This window comes from Photobacterium sp. R1, assembly GCF_054600795.1.
Genome location: NZ_BAAHZP010000007.1, coordinates 112,260 through 130,248, shown reverse-complemented (window position 1 = coordinate 130,248; position 17,989 = coordinate 112,260). Strand labels below are relative to the sequence as shown.

The following is a 17,989-nucleotide window of genomic DNA, read 5'->3' as shown; positions in this document are numbered from 1 at the left end:
CTGTTACTGATTTTCAGGTTGATAAAAGAATTCGCCGTCAACGACACGGGCAATCAAATCCGGTACGCCCATGCGATAAGACAGTTCTGCAGGAGAACCGACGCGCCATAGTGCCAGATCAGCAGCCATGCCTTCGCGGATTTGCCCGCATGTTTCACTCCGTCCCAGTGCCTGTGCCGCATTGGCGGTTACGCCCCGCAGACATTCTTCAGGGGTCAGACGGAAGAAGGTACAGGCCATGTTCATCATGGTTCTCAGGGAAGCAATCGGAGAGGTCCCCGGATTGAAATCGGTGGAAATTGCCATCGGCACACCTTTTTCCCTTAACAACGCGACAGGCGGCTGCTGGGTTTCACGCAGGAAATAGAAGGCACCCGGCAGAAGCGTCGCGACCGTGTTGTGTTTCGCCAGTGCTTCCACACCCGCTTCATCCAGATATTCAATATGGTCGACTGACTTGGCGCCCATTTCAGCGGCTAATGCACTCCCGCCCAGATTCGACAGCTGCTCGGTGTGGCCTTTGATCATCAGGCCGTGTTTGATTGCAGCATTGAAAACACGTTCGCATTGCGCAGGGGAGAACCCGATGCCTTCGCAGAACACATCGACTGCATCAGCCAGATTCTCCTGCGCTGCAGCGGGAATGATTTCATCGCACACTAAGTCAATGTAAGCATCACTGCGGCCTGCGAATTCTGGTGGCAGTGCATGGGCCGCCAGCAGGGTGGTGGAGACTTTGATATCTGCCTGTTCACCGATACGACGGGCAACACGCAGCATCTTCAGTTCATATTCTGTGGTCAGGCCATAGCCGGATTTGATTTCCACTGTAGTGACGCCGTCACGTTTCAGGCCAGCCAGACGTTCCATGGCTGTTTCGAACAACTCGTCTTCGGTTGCTTCCCGGGTGGCCCGTACGGTAGACAAAATACCGCCGCCAGCTTTGGCAATGTCTTCATAAGGCACGCCGTTCAGACGCTGTTCGAATTCATTGGCACGATTGCCTGCAAAGACAAGATGCGTGTGGCAGTCGATGAATCCCGGTGTGACCAGTGCTTGCCGGCAATCGATAATCTCAGCCTGACGCTCTGCATGGTTGAGCTGGTCCGCCTGATACGATCCCGCATAGCTGATCTTGCCCTGACGAATGATCACCATCGCGTTATCAATGACCTGATAACCGTGTTCCGGTGCCATCGTGACAAGTTTGAGATTGGTCAGAATGCGTTCCATTGAGCTGCATCTCTTGGGGTTGTTTATGTATATACAAATTAAAGTCTGAAATGCGATAAAACTCAAGACGTCATGTAATAAAAATGTGATCAATATTGAATGATTCTATTAACAGCTGTTGAGAATGCAGTGTTTGTTGTCAGTGAAAGAAGACATGCGTGAGGTATACAAAAAAGCCTGAAAATGACATTCAGGCTTTGTAATCAGTCAGATAGCAGAGATAGGAGACTTTGTATGCTGTGTTCCGGGCTGAAGTGGCAGGTTATCCCACCCGGGTTCTGGAACTGAGTTTGTATTTGTCGCCCGGATGGTAGAGCAGGGCAGTGCTGATCAGATTTGTACTGCTCCAGGTACGGCGATTCAGGAGCAGACAAGGAGATGCTTCAGTCATTTCAAGCAGCTCACTGATGTGGGGCGGCGGCAAGATGGCCTCAACCGTATGCTCGATGTCACTGAGCGGGCATGTTTGCATCAGGTATTCATTCGGCGTTTGTGTCGTAAAATCCTGCTGGATGTAGTCCGGTGCAAAATACGGATTGACCCAGCGTTCTTCGAGCTGAATCGGGACGCTGTTTTCGTAATGGACAATTTGGGTAAAGTAGACTGTGGTGTCATGACGCACCCCCAGACGCAATGCGATATCATCGCGGGCTTTCACTTGCTTTTGGGTGATCACTTTACTGGAGTACTGGTGCCCCCGGCTGGTAACTTCTGTTGCAATATTGCGGATTTCCATCAGGGGAGATTCGGCTTTTTTATTACAGACAAAAGTGCCTAACCGTGGCGTGCGTTCCAGAAAACCTTCATTGACCAGTTCTTTGATCGCTTTATTCGCCGTCATCCGGCTGACTTCAAATTGTTCAGACAGCTCAATTTCGGTTGGAATTTTATGACCAGGGGGCCACTCGCGGCTCTGAATCTTCTGATCGAGGTAGTCTTTAATTTGCTGATAACGCGGTGCGTTTGCCATGGTGTTGTCTCTGAGTCATACGCGACTTTAAATTGCCTATACAAATGAAAGCAACTTTTGCCTTTTTTTGCAAGTGACTCACATCCCAAAGGCTTTTCTTCCTTTAGTTTTATGAGTCATTCCATTACAATTCGCCTTCTGTCTGGGGTCAGCAATTTTGATTTGTACCAAAATTCGTACCGAAACAGACGCTTTCTCATCACCGTACTGCATCTTGGCAGGCGGTCAAACAAAAAATTGCATGTGCTACTTGGTATGTGGCACCACTGAACAAAGGATTAATGAATGCCTGTAATTACTCTTCCTGACGGCAGTCAACGCCAGTTTGATAACCCGGTTTCTACAATGGATGTCGCAGCATCAATCGGCCCTGGTCTGGCGAAAGCCTGTATCGCTGGTCGTGTTGATGGCGTACGCGTTGATGCGTGCGATCTGATTGAAAACGACGCGAACCTGGAAATCATCACTGCGAAAGACGATGACGGTCTGGAAATCGTTCGCCACTCTTGTGCACACTTGCTGGGTCATGCGATCAAGCAGCTTTATCCTGATGTGAAAATGGCGATCGGTCCTACTATTGATTCCGGTTTCTATTATGACGTTGATCTCGAGCAACCGCTGACCACCGAAGATCTGGAAAAGATCGAAAAACGTATGGTGGAGCTGGCGAAAACCAAATATCCGGTGATCAAGAAGAAAGTCAGCTGGCAGGAAGCGCGTGATACATTTGAATCACGTGGCGAACCGTACAAGATGGAAATTCTGGACGAGAATGTTTCTCGCGAAGATCGTCCGGGTTTATACCATCACGAAGAATATATCGACATGTGTCGTGGCCCGCACGTTCCACACATGGGTTTCTGTCAGCACTTTAAACTGCTGAACGTTGCCGGTGCGTACTGGCGTGGTAACAGCGACAACAAAATGCTGCAGCGTATCTACGGTACAGCATTCCATGACAAGAAAGCGCTGAAAGCACACCTGACTCGTCTGGAAGAAGCAGCCAAGCGTGACCACCGTAAACTGGGTAAGCAACTTGATCTGTACCACATGCAGCAGGAAGCACCGGGCATGGTGTTCTGGCATCACAACGGCTGGACTGTTTTCCGTGAGCTGGAAGTGTTCGTTCGCAGCAAACTGACTGAGTACGATTACCAGGAAGTGAAAGGCCCGCTGATGATGGACCGCGTGCTGTGGGAACGTTCTGGTCACTGGGACAAGTACGCTGAAAACATGTTCACCACTGAATCTGAGAAGCGTGAATATGCCATCAAGCCAATGAACTGTCCGGGCCATGTTCAGATCTTCAATCAGGGTCTGAAATCTTACCGTGATCTGCCGCTGCGTATGGCGGAGTTCGGCAGCTGTCACCGTAACGAACCATCAGGTGCACTGCACGGTCTGATGCGTGTTCGTGGCTTTACTCAGGATGATGCTCACGTGTTCTGTACTGAAGATCAGGTGCAGGAAGAAGTCACGGCTTGTATCAAGATGGTTTACGACATGTATGAGACCTTTGGTTTCAATAACATCGTGGTGAAACTGTCTACGCGTCCTGAAAAGCGTGTCGGCTCTGACGAAATGTGGGATCGCGCGGAATCAGACCTGAAAGTTGCACTGGAATCCATGAATATTCCATATGACATTCAGGAAGGCGAAGGTGCGTTCTACGGACCTAAGATTGAGTTCACTCTGCATGACTGTCTGGATCGTGCTTGGCAGTGCGGTACTGTTCAGCTAGACTTTGCTCTGCCTGAGCGTTTGGGTGCTACTTATGTGGGTGAAGATAACGAGCGTCACACGCCTGTGATGATTCACCGTGCAATTCTTGGCTCCCTGGAACGTTTCATCGGTATTCTGATTGAAGAGTATGCAGGTTATTTCCCGACCTGGCTGGCGCCACAACAAGCAGTTGTCATGAATATCACTGACAGTCAGTCAGAATATGTTCGCGAAGTTGTAGAAAAACTGCAAAAAAGTGGAATCCGAGTCAATGCGGACTTGAGAAATGAGAAAATTGGCTTTAAAATCCGCGAACATACTTTGAAGCGAGTTCCGTACATGCTGGTTTGCGGCGACAAAGAAGTCGAAGCAGGCGAGATTGCAGTTCGGACTCGCAAGGGTAACGATTTGGGTAAATTTAAGATTGACGATTTTGTTGCTTACATGCAGCAAGAGATTAGCAGTCGTAAGCTCAATGTTTTGGAGGAATAAGGTATTAAAGGCGGAAGAAGAACTCAAGCACCAGTTAAGCAAAATCCACACCGTGTCAATGGCGAAATCCGTGGCGTACGCGAAGTTCGTTTAACTGGAATCGATGGCGAATCTATCGGTGTTGTTTCTATTGAAGAAGCAATGGAAACAGCGAATGAAGCTGGTGTCGATCTCGTTGAAATCAGCCCTAATGCCGAGCCACCTGTCTGTCGTGTGATGGACTACGGCAAGTACCTGTTCGAAAAGAGCAAGGCTGCTAAAGAGCAAAAGAAAAAGCAAAAACAAATCCAAGTGAAGGAAGTTAAATTCCGTCCTGGTACAGATGAAGGCGATTATCAGGTAAAACTGCGCAACCTGACTCGCTTTTTAGAAGAGGGCAACAAGGGTAAAGTCACACTGCGTTTCCGCGGTCGTGAAATGGCCCACCAAGGTCTGGGTATCGATCTGCTCAACCGCATTAAGGATGAACTGGCCGACATCGCTGTCGTCGAGAGCTTCCCTAATAAAGTTGAAGGTCGTCAGATGACCATGATGCTTGCCCCTAAGAAGAAGTAATTTAGGCCTTCAAGTAGCACAAAGCGCTGCTTTGAGCAGCGCTTTTTGTTCGCCTGATTACTGTGTTATTAACTATCAACAATGCGGAGTCTCATCATGCCTAAGATGAAATCCAACAAAGGTGCTGCTAAGCGTTTTAAGAAAACTGCTGGTGGTTTTAAGTACAAGCGTGCGACTAAGCGTCACATCCTGACCAAACGTACGACTAAGAACAAGCGTCAGCTGCGTCCAAACTGCATTCTTCCAGCATGTGAAGTAGCAGCAGTAGCACGTATGCTGCCATTCGCTTAATCGTTTTTAGTTCTCGTTTAATTTAAGTTAGGAGTTTCCTATGCCTCGCGTAAAACGTGGTGTACAAGCACGTGCACGTCACAAAAAAGTTCTTAAACAAGCTAAAGGTTACTACGGTGCACGTTCACGTGTATACCGCGTAGCTTTCCAAGCAGTTACTAAAGCCGGTCAATACGCTTACCGTGACCGTCGCAACAAGAAACGTACTTTCCGTCAACTGTGGATTGCACGTATCAATGCTGCGGCACGTCAAAACGACATGACTTACAGCGCATTCATCAACGGTCTGAAGAAAGCATCTATCGAAATCGATCGTAAGATCCTGGCTGATATCGCTGTTTTCGACAAAGCGACTTTCACCGTTCTGGTTGAAAAAGCGAAAGCTGCACTGTAATTACAGTTCAGTTTGATGGGAAAGGAGAGCTTCGGCTCTCCTTTTTTCTTTTTGTATTGATTCGATTATTTCTCTTCACAACCCTTTAGTTTTTCCCAGGGGCTGTCAGGTGTCGCGCCCGGTATTTCCTGAACGGTCCACCATTTTGCCTGCCAGTAACTGCCCTGATATTTCACCAGATCACCGGCTCGGTATGTCCGATGAGCAGACCATGCCTCTTGAACGCAACTCAGATAAGGCGTTGGGGCTTGCATCCATTTGACTAACTGACGATGGGAGATAAAGCGAACTTCCTGTTTGGTCAGCGCATACCGGATAAATGATCTGAGCACTTCCTGGCGTTCAGAGACCGTGGTGTCAGGCATACCGATGTGTTCGCCGCCGTTGACTGTGCCGTAGAAAGCTGAGTGTAAGCCCAGCACTAACGGGGCACGATTTCCTTGTAAATGGAGGTCGAGGTTGTATCTGTACAGCGCGAGTACATCGGCAGCATTCAGGCCATATCCACCCCAATCGGTTGTGGTGTATAGGTTCCAGTCAAAATTATCAGCTTTTCTGGTCTGCGGATCATAATAGGAAACCCGGCTGGTTATTTTGTCATTGAGTGAATAGGGCAGTCCGTACGCAGCGGCTTCTTCATCGTTTGGCACAATCAGCGTTTGCATTGGTACTTCCCACAGCCCAGTGACATTTTTCATCACAGGCTTCCAACCACCTTGCTGAGCAATGAATTGTGACGGACTGCCGTTATCCAGTGTGTGGGGCCAGTAATTGTTGGTGCCGTCTTCTTCGGCAGTAATGCCTGCCGGAAAACTCACATCATATTGAATCCCATTGGCTGTCAGCGCATCTAATGTATTGTCGTTATACGTCAGAAATGGGGCCCGGAATCCTGCAATAGCGGGTGCGCCGATACCCCCTTGTTCAACATTCTGCGTCAGAAACTGATTGCAACGGGCGACTTCCTGCTGCCATTGCGCCGCAGTCATCCAGGGTTCCAGCGGGTTATAGTTCACTTTGTCATCGGGGTGTGTTTCTGTGTGATTGGCAATCTCGTGGCCAGCTCGGTTGAGCTGTCGCCAGAGTGACACAATTCCTGGCAGAGTTCTTGCCGGCTGGCAATGCATGAAAAAGGTGGAAGTTAAAGGTGAACCGGCAAATGCATCCAGCCCCCGGGGGTTGGTATGGCTGTTCAGGGTTGCTTCGACCCATCGCAGACCATCGGCTTCTGTATTGTCGTCAAAACCCAGTGCGATAAACATAGGTGTTTTTACCGTTTCTATCGGACTGTTTTGCTGAGCGGGGTATAAACCTGCATAAACCAGGTCAGATGAAGCCAATATAAGACCAGATAAGATTGTGGCTGTGTGTTTTTTCATCAGTGGTTCCTTTTTCGCGAGTAAAAAACAGAATGAAAAAAACATCATCCCAGAAAGAAATGACAACCTTGATGCTAAGGAATGATGAAAAAGTAATTCTTTGAAAGTTCCGGCATTAATTCTGATAAATGAAGAGCGTTGCAAAGGGAAGAGTGACTGATCCGGTATCAGTGATGGCTTGTTCTGCTCGAGATGTAATCAATCCGCACTTCTTACTTACAAATGATAATTATTTTCATTTAAAGGGCGGCGTCCTTGCGATAGAATCCCCGCACCTTTCGTTCTATGCAGTTTATTACCTATTAAGCATGTTGTTATTTAAAGTAAGATTATGTTCTGTCGCTGTTTTTCTGGCGGTTTCATCTCCTTTATCTATTGCTGCACCATCAACGTATGACGAAGCCGGGATGGAGACGATTGATGTCATTGGTACGCGTATGGCCAGGCCGGTTGTGCTGACAAAGCCAGGTGAAGTCACCATGACCCTGAGTGAAATTGAAGAGCTTCAGCCCACAAATCTGGCTGAATTGGCGGATGCAATACCGGGCGTGAATCTGGATGGCGGCGCACGCTCCAGCGGCGAGCGAATCAGCATTTGGGGCTTCTCTGATCCGGATGATATCAATGTCATGGTTGACGGCGCGCCCATTGGTTTTCAGCAATATCGTTACGGCAGTTTCTTCTTTGATCCAGCCTTGATCAGCGAAGTTTATCTGACCAAAGGTGCCCATGAAGTGCGTACCGGTAATGGTGGCTTTGGCGGCACCATGCAGCTGACGACCAAAGACGCGTCCGATTTCTTGCGTGGAAACGATACTTTTGGTGTTCGTCTGCAAGGCGGTTACAACACAAACGATGAGTTGGAACGTTACAGTGCGACTGCGTACGGCATGCTCGGTGAAGACTGGCAATTTTTGGTCAATGGTGTTTTTCGCGAGTCAAACGACGTCACGCTCGGGAATGGGGAGACACTGGATTATTCAGCTTATGAGCAGCACAACTTGCTGGCGAAGCTGAGTTATGAAAACCTGGAGCACCGGCTGATGCTCAGCCACAGCCGTTACAAAGATACAGGCCAGAAACCCTGGGCAACCCGACGGGGGGGCATGCCGGAAATTACCGATCGTTTGATTGAGAAATACGGCTCTTATGATGCAGCCTTATATGCATACACAGTCAATAATACCTTCACGGATGAGACAACCACCTTTAATTATCAGTATTCTCCGATCAGTCCTTGGGTTGATGTCGAGCTTGTCCTTGCCCACTCGAAAAATGAGCGCCATTGGGTACGGCCGGATATCGCATGGGACAAGATGTACGTCAGCGTAGGTAACTATGGTCATGAATCCTGGCTGAGTTATCGACGTGACTACGCCAGCCTGACGAATACCGCCACATTGGGTAAGCATGTGGTCGAAACCGGTCTCCAGTATAAATCGATTGATCGAAACTCTCATGTCTTCAATAAAAGTGCCGCGAAGAACGAGAAAAAGAATTTCGGCTATTACACACCGTATTTTGAACCTTCCGGGACGCAGGATACTTATTCCTTCTATATCAAGGATGACTATCACCTGACCGATCAATGGCTGATCACACCTTCACTTCGTTACGATTACATCGTGAGTGAAGGGAAAGAGAATCTGGCGAGTGATTACAATGATCCCGATGCCGGGCATGATTACAGCAAAGTCTCACATCGTGGCTGGAGCCCTCGACTGGCGTTGAATTATCAGTGGCTGCCGACCACAGCGTTTAATTTTGCTTACGCTTACAGCCTCAAGGCACCCAGTATTGATGATATTTATTCGGTCCAGTATGCCCGTGCGAGTAAAGCAATCAGCAGCAGCCGGGATCTGGAATTGGAGCGAATTCATGCGTACAAGCTTGGCGTGCTGCATCAGGAGAGAGGTTTTGTGGCGGCAGGGGATCATCTGGCTGCTGAACTGACATTGCACTGGAATCAGGCTGAAAACGATGTTGCACAGCGCCGTGGTGAGAAGTCGACTGAACAGTTGCAGGGCTGGCGCACGAATCTGGATGGTTACCATATTTATGGTGCGGATTTCCGGGCTTTTTATCGCCTGAACGGCTGGTATACCGATCTGTCAGCCAGTGTACTGAGAGGGAAACATGAGGGTTCTCTTGCTGACAGTACCGGCACGAATGAATACCTGCCGGGTATTGCACCGCTCAATGTCAATCTGGGCCTGGGATATCAATGGTATGAAGGGCTGACAACAGGCTGGAAAGTTCGCTGGTACGACGAACAGCACCGGACGCCGCCCGCTGACGATCTGTTTTACCTCTCAGTGAAAAGTGAATCTTATACGTTGCAGGAACTGTATGCAGAATGGCTGCCCGTGCCATCAAATCAGGATTTCATCACACGTCTGACGGTGAAAAACCTGACGGATCGTTACTACGAACCTTATCTGGCGGCAGGGGTGCCGGGTGCAGGTCGTGATATCCGGTTCTCTGTTGCCTATAAATGGTAAGCACACTGCGAGATGTCCATGGCTTCCGGCCCCTCAGTTGCAGGAGGGCCGGGATGCTGACAGCGCAGACTTTGCAAAAAGGGACAGATTCCAGCTTTTTAGGCTCCAGGCTGGTAATTTTTTTAAGCAAATGCACCGCTAAGTGGCGATTGCGTTTGGATTTAGCATCAGCTTTCATTAATATGTATCGTTACGCGAATTTATCATCTCCCTTGAAGGATGCCACCTTGTGTGGATGAGGAAACGATGCAACATCTAGAAGAGATTATTGCCAACGCAACGGCAGCGATTGAGCAGGCTGAATCTGTCGCCGCTCTGGACGAAGTCCGTGTCCAATATCTGGGTAAGAAGGGTGACCTGACCCTTCAACTGCAAAGTCTGGGTAAATTGCCACCTGAAGAGCGCCGTGAAGCTGGTCAGCTGATCAACCAGGCGAAACAAGCTGTTCAGCAGGCAATTGCCGCTCGTAAAGACGCTTTGCAACGTGCCGAACTGGAAGCCAAACTGGCTGCAGAAACCATTGACGTCAGCCTGCCGGGCCGCCGCATTGAGAATGGTGGTCTGCACCCGGTTACCCGCACAATGGAGCGTATTGAAAGCTTCTTTGGCGAACTTGGCTTTACCGTTGAATCCGGCCCGGAGATCGAAGATGGTTTCCATAACTTTGATGCGCTGAACATTGCCAAAGATCACCCGGCTCGTACCGACCACGATACATTCTTCTTTAATCCGGATCTGATGCTGCGTACGCACACTTCTGGTGTACAGATTCGTACGATGGAAGCGAGTCAGCCGCCACTGCGTTTTATCGCACCGGGCCGTGTATACCGTAACGACTACGACCAGACCCATACACCAATGTTCCATCAGGTTGAAGGGATGTTGGTTGATGAAAATGTCAACTTCGCACAGCTGAAAGGCATTCTGCACGATTTTCTGAAAAACTTCTTCGAGGAAGATTTGGAAATTCGTTTCCGTCCTTCTTATTTCCCGTTTACAGAGCCTTCAGCAGAAGTCGATGTGCGTCGTAAAGGCGGCAAATGGCTGGAGATTCTGGGTTGCGGTATGGTTCACCCTAATGTACTGCGCGCTGTAAACATCGACCCGGAAAAATACTCAGGCTTTGCCTTCGGTATTGGTGTCGAGCGTCTGACCATGCTGCGTTACGGCGTGAACGACCTGCGTGCATTCTTCGAAAACGATCTTCGTTTCCTGAAACAGTTCAAGTAAGCATTAGGGGCTAGCAAATTATGAAATTCTCTGAATCTTGGCTACGCGAGTGGGTTAATCCTGCTAACAACAGCGAAGAACTAGCTCACCAGATCACGATGGCGGGCCTGGAAGTTGACGGTATTGAAGCTGTCGCAGGCACCTTTAACGGCGTGAAAGTCGGTCAGGTGGTTGAGTGTGGTCAGCATCCTGATGCCGACAAACTGCGTGTCACCAAAGTTGATGTGGGTGAAGAAGAACTGCTGGATATCGTCTGCGGTGCACCAAACTGTCGTCAGGGTCTGAAAGTTGCGGTAGCAACGGTAGGCGCTGTACTGCCGGGTGACTTCAAAATTAAGAAAGCGAAACTGCGTGGTCAGCCTTCTCACGGCATGCTGTGTTCTTTTTCTGAATTAGGTATTGATGTTGACTCCGACGGCATCATGGAACTGCCGGAAAGTGCCGTGATCGGTACTGACTTCCGCGAATTCTTGAGCCTGAACGATGTCATCATTGATGTTGATCTGACGCCAAATCGTGCAGACTGCCTGAGCATTGCTGGCCTGGCTCGTGAAGTCGGTGTCCTGAACCGTGCTGCGGTCACTGAACCAGCATTTGAAGTCGTTGCACCTGCAATTGACGACAAAATTTCCATCGAAGTGAAAGCGCCGGAAGCTTGTCCGCGCTATCAGGGCCGTATCATTCGCAATGTGAATGTGAAAGCTGAATCTCCTCTGTGGATGACGGAAAAATTGCGTCGTTGTGGTGTTCGTTCAATTGATCCAATCGTCGATATCACCAACTATGTCATGCTGGAGCTGGGTCAGCCGATGCATGCGTTTGATCTGAACCAGATCGATGGCGGTATTGTGGTCCGTATGGCAGAGCAGGGCGAGAAGCTGACGCTGCTGGACGGGACCGAAGCTGAACTGAACAGCGATACGCTGGTGATTGCTGACCAGTCGAAAGCACTGGCGATGGCCGGTATCTTTGGTGGTGAACACTCAGGTGTGAGCGCAGAAACCAAAGATGTGCTGCTGGAATGTGCGTTCTTTGCACCGGATGCAATCCGCGGCCGTGCACGTAGCTACGGTCTGCACACCGATTCTTCTCACCGCTTTGAGCGCGGTGTGGATGCGGCATTGCAAACAAAAGCCATGGAGCGTGCGACTGCGCTGATGGTTGAGATTTGCGGTGGTGACGTTGCGCCGATTGTTGAAGCTGAATCTGAGCAGTCTCTGCCTCAGCAAAGCAGCATTATCCTGCGTCGCAGTAAACTGGACAGCCTGCTGGGCCATTTTGTTTCCGATGAAGACGTGGTTGAAATCCTGAGCCGTCTGGGCTGTATCGTTGAACCAACAGATACTGGCTGGCGTGCGGTTGCGCCATCATGGCGTTTCGATCTGGCGATTGAAGAAGATCTGGTTGAAGAAGTTGGCCGTATTTATGGTTACAACAATATTCCGGTTCAGTCTCCGGTGGCTGCGCTGAGCATGAATCTGCATCAGGAAGCAAATTTGCCGCTGAAACGCGTACGTGATCTGCTGGTTGATCGTGGTTATCAGGAAGCGATTACGTACAGCTTTGTTGAGCCAGAGCAGCAGAAATTGATCGTTCCTGAAATCGACGCCATTATTCTGCCGCATCCTATCTCTGCTGAAATGTCAGCGATGCGCCTGAGCCTGTGGCCTGGTCTGCTGAATACTGTTGCGTTCAACCAGAATCGTCAGCAGCCGCGTGTTCGTCTGTTCGAATCAGGTATGCGTTTTATTCCGGATGAGAATGCAGAAAATGGCATTCGTCAGGAAACGATGCTGGCAGGTGTGATTGCCGGTGCACGCAGTGAAGAGCACTGGGACATCGCGACAAACACGGTTGATTTCTTCGACCTGAAAGGTGATCTGGAAGCGATTCTGGAACTGACAGCGAACGCTGACTTTACGTTTAAAGCAGCCAAACACCCGGCTCTGCATCCGGGTCAGTCTGCAGCGATTATTGTCGATGGCCAGGAAGTCGGCTTTATCGGTACGGTGCACCCTGAGCTGGAGCGTAAGTTCGATCTGAATGGTCGTACAATCGTATTTGAAATTGAGTGGACTGCAATTGCAAGCCGTGCAATCCCTCAGGCTCAGCCTGTTTCCAAGTTCCCGGCAAACCGTCGTGACATTGCTGTTGTGGTTGCAGAAGATGTAGCTGCTGGTGAGGTTCTGGCAGCTTGTCAGGCACATGGTGGTGAGTTGCTGACTGATGTTAACCTGTTCGACGTTTACCGTGGTAAAGGTGTTGAAGAAGGTAAGAAGAGTCTGGCGATAGCCCTTTACCTGCAATCCGCTGAGCGTACGCTTGAAGAAGCGGATATTCAGGGGGCAGTTGAAGCGATTGTTGCCGTACTGGGCGAACAATTTGGTGCGAGTCTGCGTGATTAACCCTCTGTAATCACTTGAGATTTGATGAAAAAGCAGCCGCAGAGGCTGCTTTTTTTTGATTTTTTTGCAGACAGAGCTAAGATTCTGATAAATAGTAAGAATTCCTTATAGCTTTCATTTTGTCAGTCATATTGACTGATACTTTTGTTATTTTTGGTATTTATTGTTGTCGATTTGCAAGTTTAAGCACAACAAGGTGCATGTTGTCATGCTTTTCCGGTATATATATATCGAGGGTTTGACAATAAGTTTGCCTAAAAAAGTTGGCGGAAATCAGCGAGTTGGCATAAACTTGTCACTAGTTAAGGTCAGGCACTGAAGAGAAGGCTATAATGCATTTAAATGCATATCGCGGTGTTTGTCTTGTAATGACTAATTCGCAGTAAGCATGTTGATGAATATGTTTACTAATCGTTCAACACAGTCTTGAGGGAGTTATCTATGGCGCTCACAAAAGCCGATTTGGCTGAGAACCTGTTTGAGAATGTGGGATTAAGCAAACGGGACGCCAAGGATACGGTGGAAGTCTTCTTCGAAGAAATCAGAAAGGCACTTGAAAACGGCGAACAGGTGAAATTATCCGGTTTTGGTAATTTTGATCTGCGAGACAAAAATGAGCGGCCTGGACGAAACCCTAAAACCGGTGAAGATATTCCAATTTCGGCACGGCGAGTGGTGACCTTTCGCCCGGGCCAGAAGCTTAAAGCACGCGTTGAGAGTATCAAAATCGAAAAGTAAGCGGTTTAAGTTAGTAAGAACCCAAGTAAGACGATTCGCTTACTTGGGTTTTTCATTTTATGGCCTCAGTCTACCTTCGTCTCATTATTACCTGCCATCATCAAGATATTGTTGAAACTATGTAGCCAAGATGTATAGTGAAATCAGTTTATTTCACTGATTTTATGACAGCATTTGGTTTTATTGGTTATTTATTCTTTATGTCTGCATAAAACAATCTTGATTTAAGTATGCCGATTGCACGGACGAGGAGGTCATGATGGCTTTGGTCAAGGCAGTACAGGAAGGAGAGTTTCTTTCCGCAACGTTGGATTTAACACGACCTTTTGAAGCCGGAAAATGGCAATTAGACAATGGCGTCAGCTGTGAGCTGACCGCACGTGGTGTGTTAACCGTGACACCGCCTTCACTGTCAGTAGATAGTAAAGATATTATTCTGTCCTCTGGGGTTCACGGGGATGAAACAGGGCCAATTGAGCTGCTTCAGCAACTGGTGAAAAAAATTATGCAAGGGGAGCTGCTCCCTAAGCATCGACTCCTGTTGATTATCGGTCATCCTGAAGCGATTAATGCGCATACCCGTTTCATTGATGAAAATATGAACCGCCTTTTTGCAGGCATCAACGAAGAGAGTAATGTTGATCGCCGGCAGGCGAATCTACTGATGCGAGCCGTAGACGACTTTTACCAGAACTCTCCTCTGGAAAACGCCGAACGATGGCATTTAGACCTGCACAGTGCGATTCGTGAATCCGCTCATTATACGTTTGCCGTCAGCCCTTACAGTGAAAAGAAAACCCGGGGACTGGCGCTGTTCAATTTCCTGCATCACGGTGAAATTGAAGCCATGATGTTATCGGGTTCTGCATCGCCAACATTCAGCTGGTACAGTGCGCATTATTACGGTGCTCAGGCGCTGACAATGGAACTCGGGCGGGTCGCACGGCTGGGAGAGAACGATCTTCACCGGCTGGAAGCCTTTAACCAGGCGATGCTGGCACTGGTGTCAAAGGATTCACTGGCGGCTTATGCAGGTGACAAAGAAGTCTGTGTTTATCGTGTCACCCGCACACTGACCAAACAGACAACTGATTTTTCTTTTACTTTCCCGGCAAATCAGGCCAATTTTACTTACTTTGCTGAAGGCACAGTGCTGGGTCAGGACAACGGGGAAACTTATGTCGCAGCTGAAGGCGGGGAATCGGTTGTTTTTCCGAATCCCAATGTCGCCTTGGGACAGCGCGCCTGCTTGCTGGTACAAAAAGCAGACATTGAGCTGACGGATCAGGTCCGGGCGAAAGTCTGATTCACAGACTCTCAGCAATGGGTGATGATTGCCCATTGCTTTAAAACAAGTGTTGTCCGAATATAAAAGCAAGCCAATTGTTCTGGCTTGCTTTTCATTTATTAGCAGACACTGTATGTTTCTTTTCTGACTCCATCACACGAAAATAATCGAATTCATGCACTTAGAGCGTTTTTTACAGCGACGGAAATCCCAATGGAAATTCAGCGTCTGGCTGGTGGTTCTGTTGTTGATTGGCTGTAGTTTTTTGTCGCTGTCCGTCGGTGAGATTTGGGTGCTGCCCTGGTTGCCTCAGGGTGATCTGGAAAAACAGTTACTGTGGCAGATCCGATTTCCCCGTCTGGTCGCGGCAATGGCTATTGGTGCCGCGCTGGCTGCATCCGGCGCTGTATTACAGGTTCTTCTTGGCAATCCGTTAGCAGAACCCGGTGTCTTGGGCATATCCGGTGGTGCCAGTCTGGCTTTGGTCTTGATGCTGTTTTTGCTGCCCTGGGTGCCAGGACCCTGGCTGACGATGATTGTCGCGATGTCGGGTGCATTAGTTTTTACGCTGCTCTTGGTCAGTCTCGCCAGGGTCAGGCGGGTCTCAACCACGCGTCTTTTACTGATTGGGGTCGCGCTGGGTATTTTGTCCGGTGCTGTGGTGACCTGGGCATTCTATTTCAGTGATGACCTGAATCAGCGTCAGCTGCTGTACTGGCTGATGGGGAGTGTGGGTGGTGTCAGCTGGGGGCAGCTCAGTGTCCTTGCGATTTTGCTGCCAGCCCTGATCTGGCTCTGCACACGCGGTAAACAACTGGACATTCTGATGCTGGGAGAAATTCATGCACGTCAGCTGGGTCTGGATGTCTCTGCGCTTCGCTGGCGTTTGATTCTGGTCATTGCTTTGCTGGTCGGCGCTGCCGTTGCTTTGGCCGGTGTGATTGGGTTTATTGGACTGGTTGTTCCGCATCTGCTGCGCCTGGCGCTGGGGACAGAGAACCGTTATCTGCTGCCGCTTTCTGCTGGCTTTGGCGCGTTGCTGCTGGCTTTGTCCGATGTACTGGCAAGAGTGGCGTTACCGGCAGCAGAACTGCCGGTTGGGGTCGTGACAACGACGCTGGGCGCGCCTGTGTTTATCTGGATGCTGATGCGTTCGCAGGCCGAGTAATTGAAGATGACAGATAAGACAGGACAAGAAGAAATCCTTTGGGCGGACAATATCGCGTTTGATACCAGATTGTTGCCACTCAGTTTTTCGGTCCGGCGGGGCGAAATTGTCCATTTCATTGGTCCGAATGGGAGTGGCAAAAGTACAGCGATTCAATGCCTTTCCGGATTATTTCACGGTTCAGGGCAGGTCATGCTGGCGGGTGAAGCGCTTTCGTCGATGGACTTGCATGACATGGCCAGATATCGCAGCTATCTCCCTCAGCAGGATAAGCCCGGTTTTGCAGTCGGGGTGTATCAGTATCTGCAACTTGCGGTGTCTGCCATTCCTGATGCCGAGGCGGAACGTGTTCATCAGGCGATTCTGGAGATCTGTCGCCGTTTGTCGATTGAAGATAAGCTGTCACGACATATTCAGCAGCTCTCTGGCGGCGAGTGGCAACGGGTCAGGCTTGCAGCGGCCTGTCTGCAAATCTGGCCGGAACTGCATTCAGAGGGGCGTCTGCTGCTGCTCGATGAGCCAGCAACCGCATTGGATATCGGTCAGGAAGCGGCTTTGTACCGTCTTCTGGCCGAGCTGTCGGAGCAGGGGATTGCGGTTGTCATGGCCAATCACGATCTGAACCGGGCACTACGGCATGCCGACAGTGTCATCATCCTTAAGCAGGGATCCTGTGTCGGAAAAGGGACACCTGAGCAAGTAATGACCGTGGAATGTCTTGAGCAAATCTTCGAGACAACCGTTGAGCAGGTTTATCTCCATGACCGGGTCGGACTGTTTTTTGGCTGATTTCTTTCATTTGGCGGAAGATTCGCCAATTGATTCGGGCCGATGAAGAAAAGGCTTGTACTTTTTATCAGGATTTGGATAATGCGCTTCGTCTTCTGAGACAAGCTTCAATAAGGCGCGTTGGCAGAGTGGCTATGCAGCGGATTGCAAATCCGTGGACCTCGGTTCGACTCCGGGACGCGCCTCCATTCGATATCTGTTCTGAAATTCTATCTTTTCCAAAATCGGGTGGGAAAAGCCCGCGGAACGGGCTTTCCGGAATCATGCAGGTTTGGCTGTCCAGGCTGCGCACCATCCTTCTACATTCACTAATTTACCCGGGAAAACTGAGCAGGGGCGCCATTCATCACCTTCGTTGCCCTGGAGTAACATGCAATTTCCGCAATGTTTGTCTGCATGAGGTGATTTGTGCGTATAAGTCAGCGCCGAAGCCTGCGGATCATCCTCTTCCAAGTGTGGGAGCTCTTCACTGGCCAGAGCTTTTCTCTGCAAGATTTGATCACCCAGTGTGATACCAATGATTCCTGCCATGGTCAGACGCAGGAAACGCCGGCGGTCTGTTGAAGTTTTCATCATAATTATCCTTTGATTGCTTCATTACTCACATATGGCTCGCTTCTTGAGGCGAACGGAATAATTGTGGGAAAGAATCTGAAATATCGCTAAGAAATCACGATGTTAAATTTTTGTTGATAACCATGCGGTTTGTGGTAATCCTTTGCTGTGTTCTGAACACGCAATGCATCTGATGGCACGATAAGAGTTTGAGTCGACTCAAAAAGTAATGAAGTTTAACAAAATTGTTATTGAAACATTTTGTTTACATCTTCATGC

Annotated in this window: 15 protein-coding genes and 1 tRNA gene; 12 read left to right on the top strand and 4 right to left on the bottom strand. The window is 49.2% G+C overall.

Going from position 1 to position 17,989, the window contains the following annotated elements; genetic code table 11:
- Positions 1-3: 3 nt before the first annotated feature.
- Both hutI and hutC read right to left on the bottom strand, forming a co-directional pair.
- The gene (hutI, locus tag ACYP03_RS13390) at positions 4-1,233 is read right to left on the bottom strand and encodes an imidazolonepropionase (protein ID WP_459780340.1); all 1,230 of its coding nucleotides are present in this window, start codon (positions 1,231-1,233) and stop codon (positions 4-6) included.
- 262 nt (positions 1,234-1,495) lie between these two features.
- Positions 1,496-2,203 (bottom strand): histidine utilization repressor, encoded by a 708-nt coding sequence (gene hutC, locus ACYP03_RS13385; protein ID WP_248140399.1) that lies wholly within the window; start codon positions 2,201-2,203, stop codon positions 1,496-1,498.
- Between the two features lie 285 nt (positions 2,204-2,488).
- Here hutC and thrS point away from each other — a divergent pair, with 285 nt between their 5' ends.
- The 4 genes from thrS to rplT all read left to right on the top strand — a co-directional run bounded on the left by thrS (position 2,489) and on the right by rplT (position 5,657).
- Positions 2,489-4,417, top strand: a complete 1,929-nt coding sequence (gene thrS, locus ACYP03_RS13380; protein WP_330959431.1) for a threonine--tRNA ligase — start codon at positions 2,489-2,491, stop codon at positions 4,415-4,417.
- Positions 4,418-4,420: 3 nt separating this feature from the next.
- A complete protein-coding gene (gene infC, locus ACYP03_RS13375) occupies positions 4,421-4,972 on the top strand; it encodes a translation initiation factor IF-3 (protein WP_248141651.1) in 552 nt (183 codons plus the stop codon).
- Between the two features lie 96 nt (positions 4,973-5,068).
- Positions 5,069-5,263, top strand: coding sequence for a 50S ribosomal protein L35 (gene rpmI, locus ACYP03_RS13370; RefSeq protein ID WP_036752866.1), 195 nt, complete (start codon positions 5,069-5,071; stop codon positions 5,261-5,263).
- A gap of 40 nt (positions 5,264-5,303) precedes the next feature.
- Complete coding sequence (gene rplT, locus ACYP03_RS13365) at positions 5,304-5,657, top strand: 50S ribosomal protein L20 (protein ID WP_248140397.1); 354 nt, start codon at positions 5,304-5,306, stop codon at positions 5,655-5,657.
- Between the two features lie 65 nt (positions 5,658-5,722).
- Here the strand turns inward: rplT and ACYP03_RS13360 are convergent, their stop codons facing one another.
- The gene (locus ACYP03_RS13360) at positions 5,723-7,036 is read right to left on the bottom strand and encodes a polysaccharide deacetylase family protein (RefSeq protein WP_459780336.1); all 1,314 of its coding nucleotides are present in this window, start codon (positions 7,034-7,036) and stop codon (positions 5,723-5,725) included.
- Between the two features lie 407 nt (positions 7,037-7,443).
- Here ACYP03_RS13360 and ACYP03_RS13355 point away from each other — a divergent pair, with 407 nt between their 5' ends.
- The 8 genes from ACYP03_RS13355 (at position 7,444) to ACYP03_RS13320 (ending at position 17,343) form a co-directional block, all read left to right on the top strand.
- Entirely contained in the window at positions 7,444-9,537 is a 2,094-nt protein-coding gene (locus ACYP03_RS13355) for a TonB-dependent receptor domain-containing protein (RefSeq protein WP_459780334.1), read from the top strand.
- Positions 9,538-9,783: 246 nt separating this feature from the next.
- Positions 9,784-10,767 (top strand): phenylalanine--tRNA ligase subunit alpha, encoded by a 984-nt coding sequence (pheS, locus tag ACYP03_RS13350; protein ID WP_248140393.1) that lies wholly within the window; start codon positions 9,784-9,786, stop codon positions 10,765-10,767.
- Positions 10,768-10,787: 20 nt separating this feature from the next.
- Positions 10,788-13,172: a phenylalanine--tRNA ligase subunit beta gene (gene pheT / locus ACYP03_RS13345; protein WP_459780332.1), complete on the top strand. Its 2,385-nt coding sequence runs from the start codon at positions 10,788-10,790 to the stop codon at positions 13,170-13,172.
- A gap of 441 nt (positions 13,173-13,613) precedes the next feature.
- The gene (gene ihfA / locus ACYP03_RS13340) at positions 13,614-13,910 is read left to right on the top strand and encodes an integration host factor subunit alpha (protein WP_248140391.1); all 297 of its coding nucleotides are present in this window, start codon (positions 13,614-13,616) and stop codon (positions 13,908-13,910) included.
- A gap of 259 nt (positions 13,911-14,169) precedes the next feature.
- The gene (locus tag ACYP03_RS13335; protein ID WP_459780330.1) at positions 14,170-15,216 is read left to right on the top strand and encodes a succinylglutamate desuccinylase; all 1,047 of its coding nucleotides are present in this window, start codon (positions 14,170-14,172) and stop codon (positions 15,214-15,216) included.
- 157 nt (positions 15,217-15,373) lie between these two features.
- Positions 15,374-16,366, top strand: a complete 993-nt coding sequence (btuC, locus tag ACYP03_RS13330) for a vitamin B12 ABC transporter permease BtuC (protein WP_459780329.1) — start codon at positions 15,374-15,376, stop codon at positions 16,364-16,366.
- A gap of 6 nt (positions 16,367-16,372) precedes the next feature.
- On the top strand, positions 16,373-17,155 hold the full coding sequence (gene btuD, locus ACYP03_RS13325) for a vitamin B12 ABC transporter ATP-binding protein BtuD (protein ID WP_459780327.1): 783 nt from the start codon (positions 16,373-16,375) through the stop codon (positions 17,153-17,155).
- Between the two features lie 114 nt (positions 17,156-17,269).
- Positions 17,270-17,343, top strand: a tRNA-Cys gene (locus ACYP03_RS13320).
- Positions 17,344-17,416: 73 nt separating this feature from the next.
- Here ACYP03_RS13320 and ACYP03_RS13315 read toward each other — a convergent pair.
- The gene (locus ACYP03_RS13315) at positions 17,417-17,728 is read right to left on the bottom strand and encodes a high-potential iron-sulfur protein (RefSeq protein WP_248141649.1); all 312 of its coding nucleotides are present in this window, start codon (positions 17,726-17,728) and stop codon (positions 17,417-17,419) included.
- Between the last annotated feature and the right edge of the window lie 261 nt (positions 17,729-17,989).

What these genes read in the sequence shown, in the direction of transcription:
- pheS (WP_248140393.1), top strand. Translation starts at nt 9,784, where the DNA reads ATGCAACATCTAGAAGAGATTATTGCCAACGCAACGGCAGCGATTGAG.
- rplT (WP_248140397.1), top strand. Translation starts at nt 5,304, where the DNA reads ATGCCTCGCGTAAAACGTGGTGTACAAGCACGTGCACGTCACAAAAAA.
- rpmI (WP_036752866.1), top strand. Translation starts at nt 5,069, where the DNA reads ATGCCTAAGATGAAATCCAACAAAGGTGCTGCTAAGCGTTTTAAGAAA.
- btuD (WP_459780327.1), top strand. Translation starts at nt 16,373, where the DNA reads ATGACAGATAAGACAGGACAAGAAGAAATCCTTTGGGCGGACAATATC.
- ACYP03_RS13335 (WP_459780330.1), top strand. Translation starts at nt 14,170, where the DNA reads ATGGCTTTGGTCAAGGCAGTACAGGAAGGAGAGTTTCTTTCCGCAACG.
- ACYP03_RS13315 (WP_248141649.1), bottom strand. Translation starts at nt 17,728, where the DNA reads ATGAAAACTTCAACAGACCGCCGGCGTTTCCTGCGTCTGACCATGGCA.
- ihfA (WP_248140391.1), top strand. Translation starts at nt 13,614, where the DNA reads ATGGCGCTCACAAAAGCCGATTTGGCTGAGAACCTGTTTGAGAATGTG.
- pheT (WP_459780332.1), top strand. Translation starts at nt 10,788, where the DNA reads ATGAAATTCTCTGAATCTTGGCTACGCGAGTGGGTTAATCCTGCTAAC.
- hutC (WP_248140399.1), bottom strand. Translation starts at nt 2,203, where the DNA reads ATGGCAAACGCACCGCGTTATCAGCAAATTAAAGACTACCTCGATCAG.
- ACYP03_RS13355 (WP_459780334.1), top strand. Translation starts at nt 7,444, where the DNA reads ATGGAGACGATTGATGTCATTGGTACGCGTATGGCCAGGCCGGTTGTG.
- thrS (WP_330959431.1), top strand. Translation starts at nt 2,489, where the DNA reads ATGCCTGTAATTACTCTTCCTGACGGCAGTCAACGCCAGTTTGATAAC.
- hutI (WP_459780340.1), bottom strand. Translation starts at nt 1,233, where the DNA reads ATGGAACGCATTCTGACCAATCTCAAACTTGTCACGATGGCACCGGAA.
- ACYP03_RS13360 (WP_459780336.1), bottom strand. Translation starts at nt 7,036, where the DNA reads ATGAAAAAACACACAGCCACAATCTTATCTGGTCTTATATTGGCTTCA.
- btuC (WP_459780329.1), top strand. Translation starts at nt 15,374, where the DNA reads ATGCACTTAGAGCGTTTTTTACAGCGACGGAAATCCCAATGGAAATTC.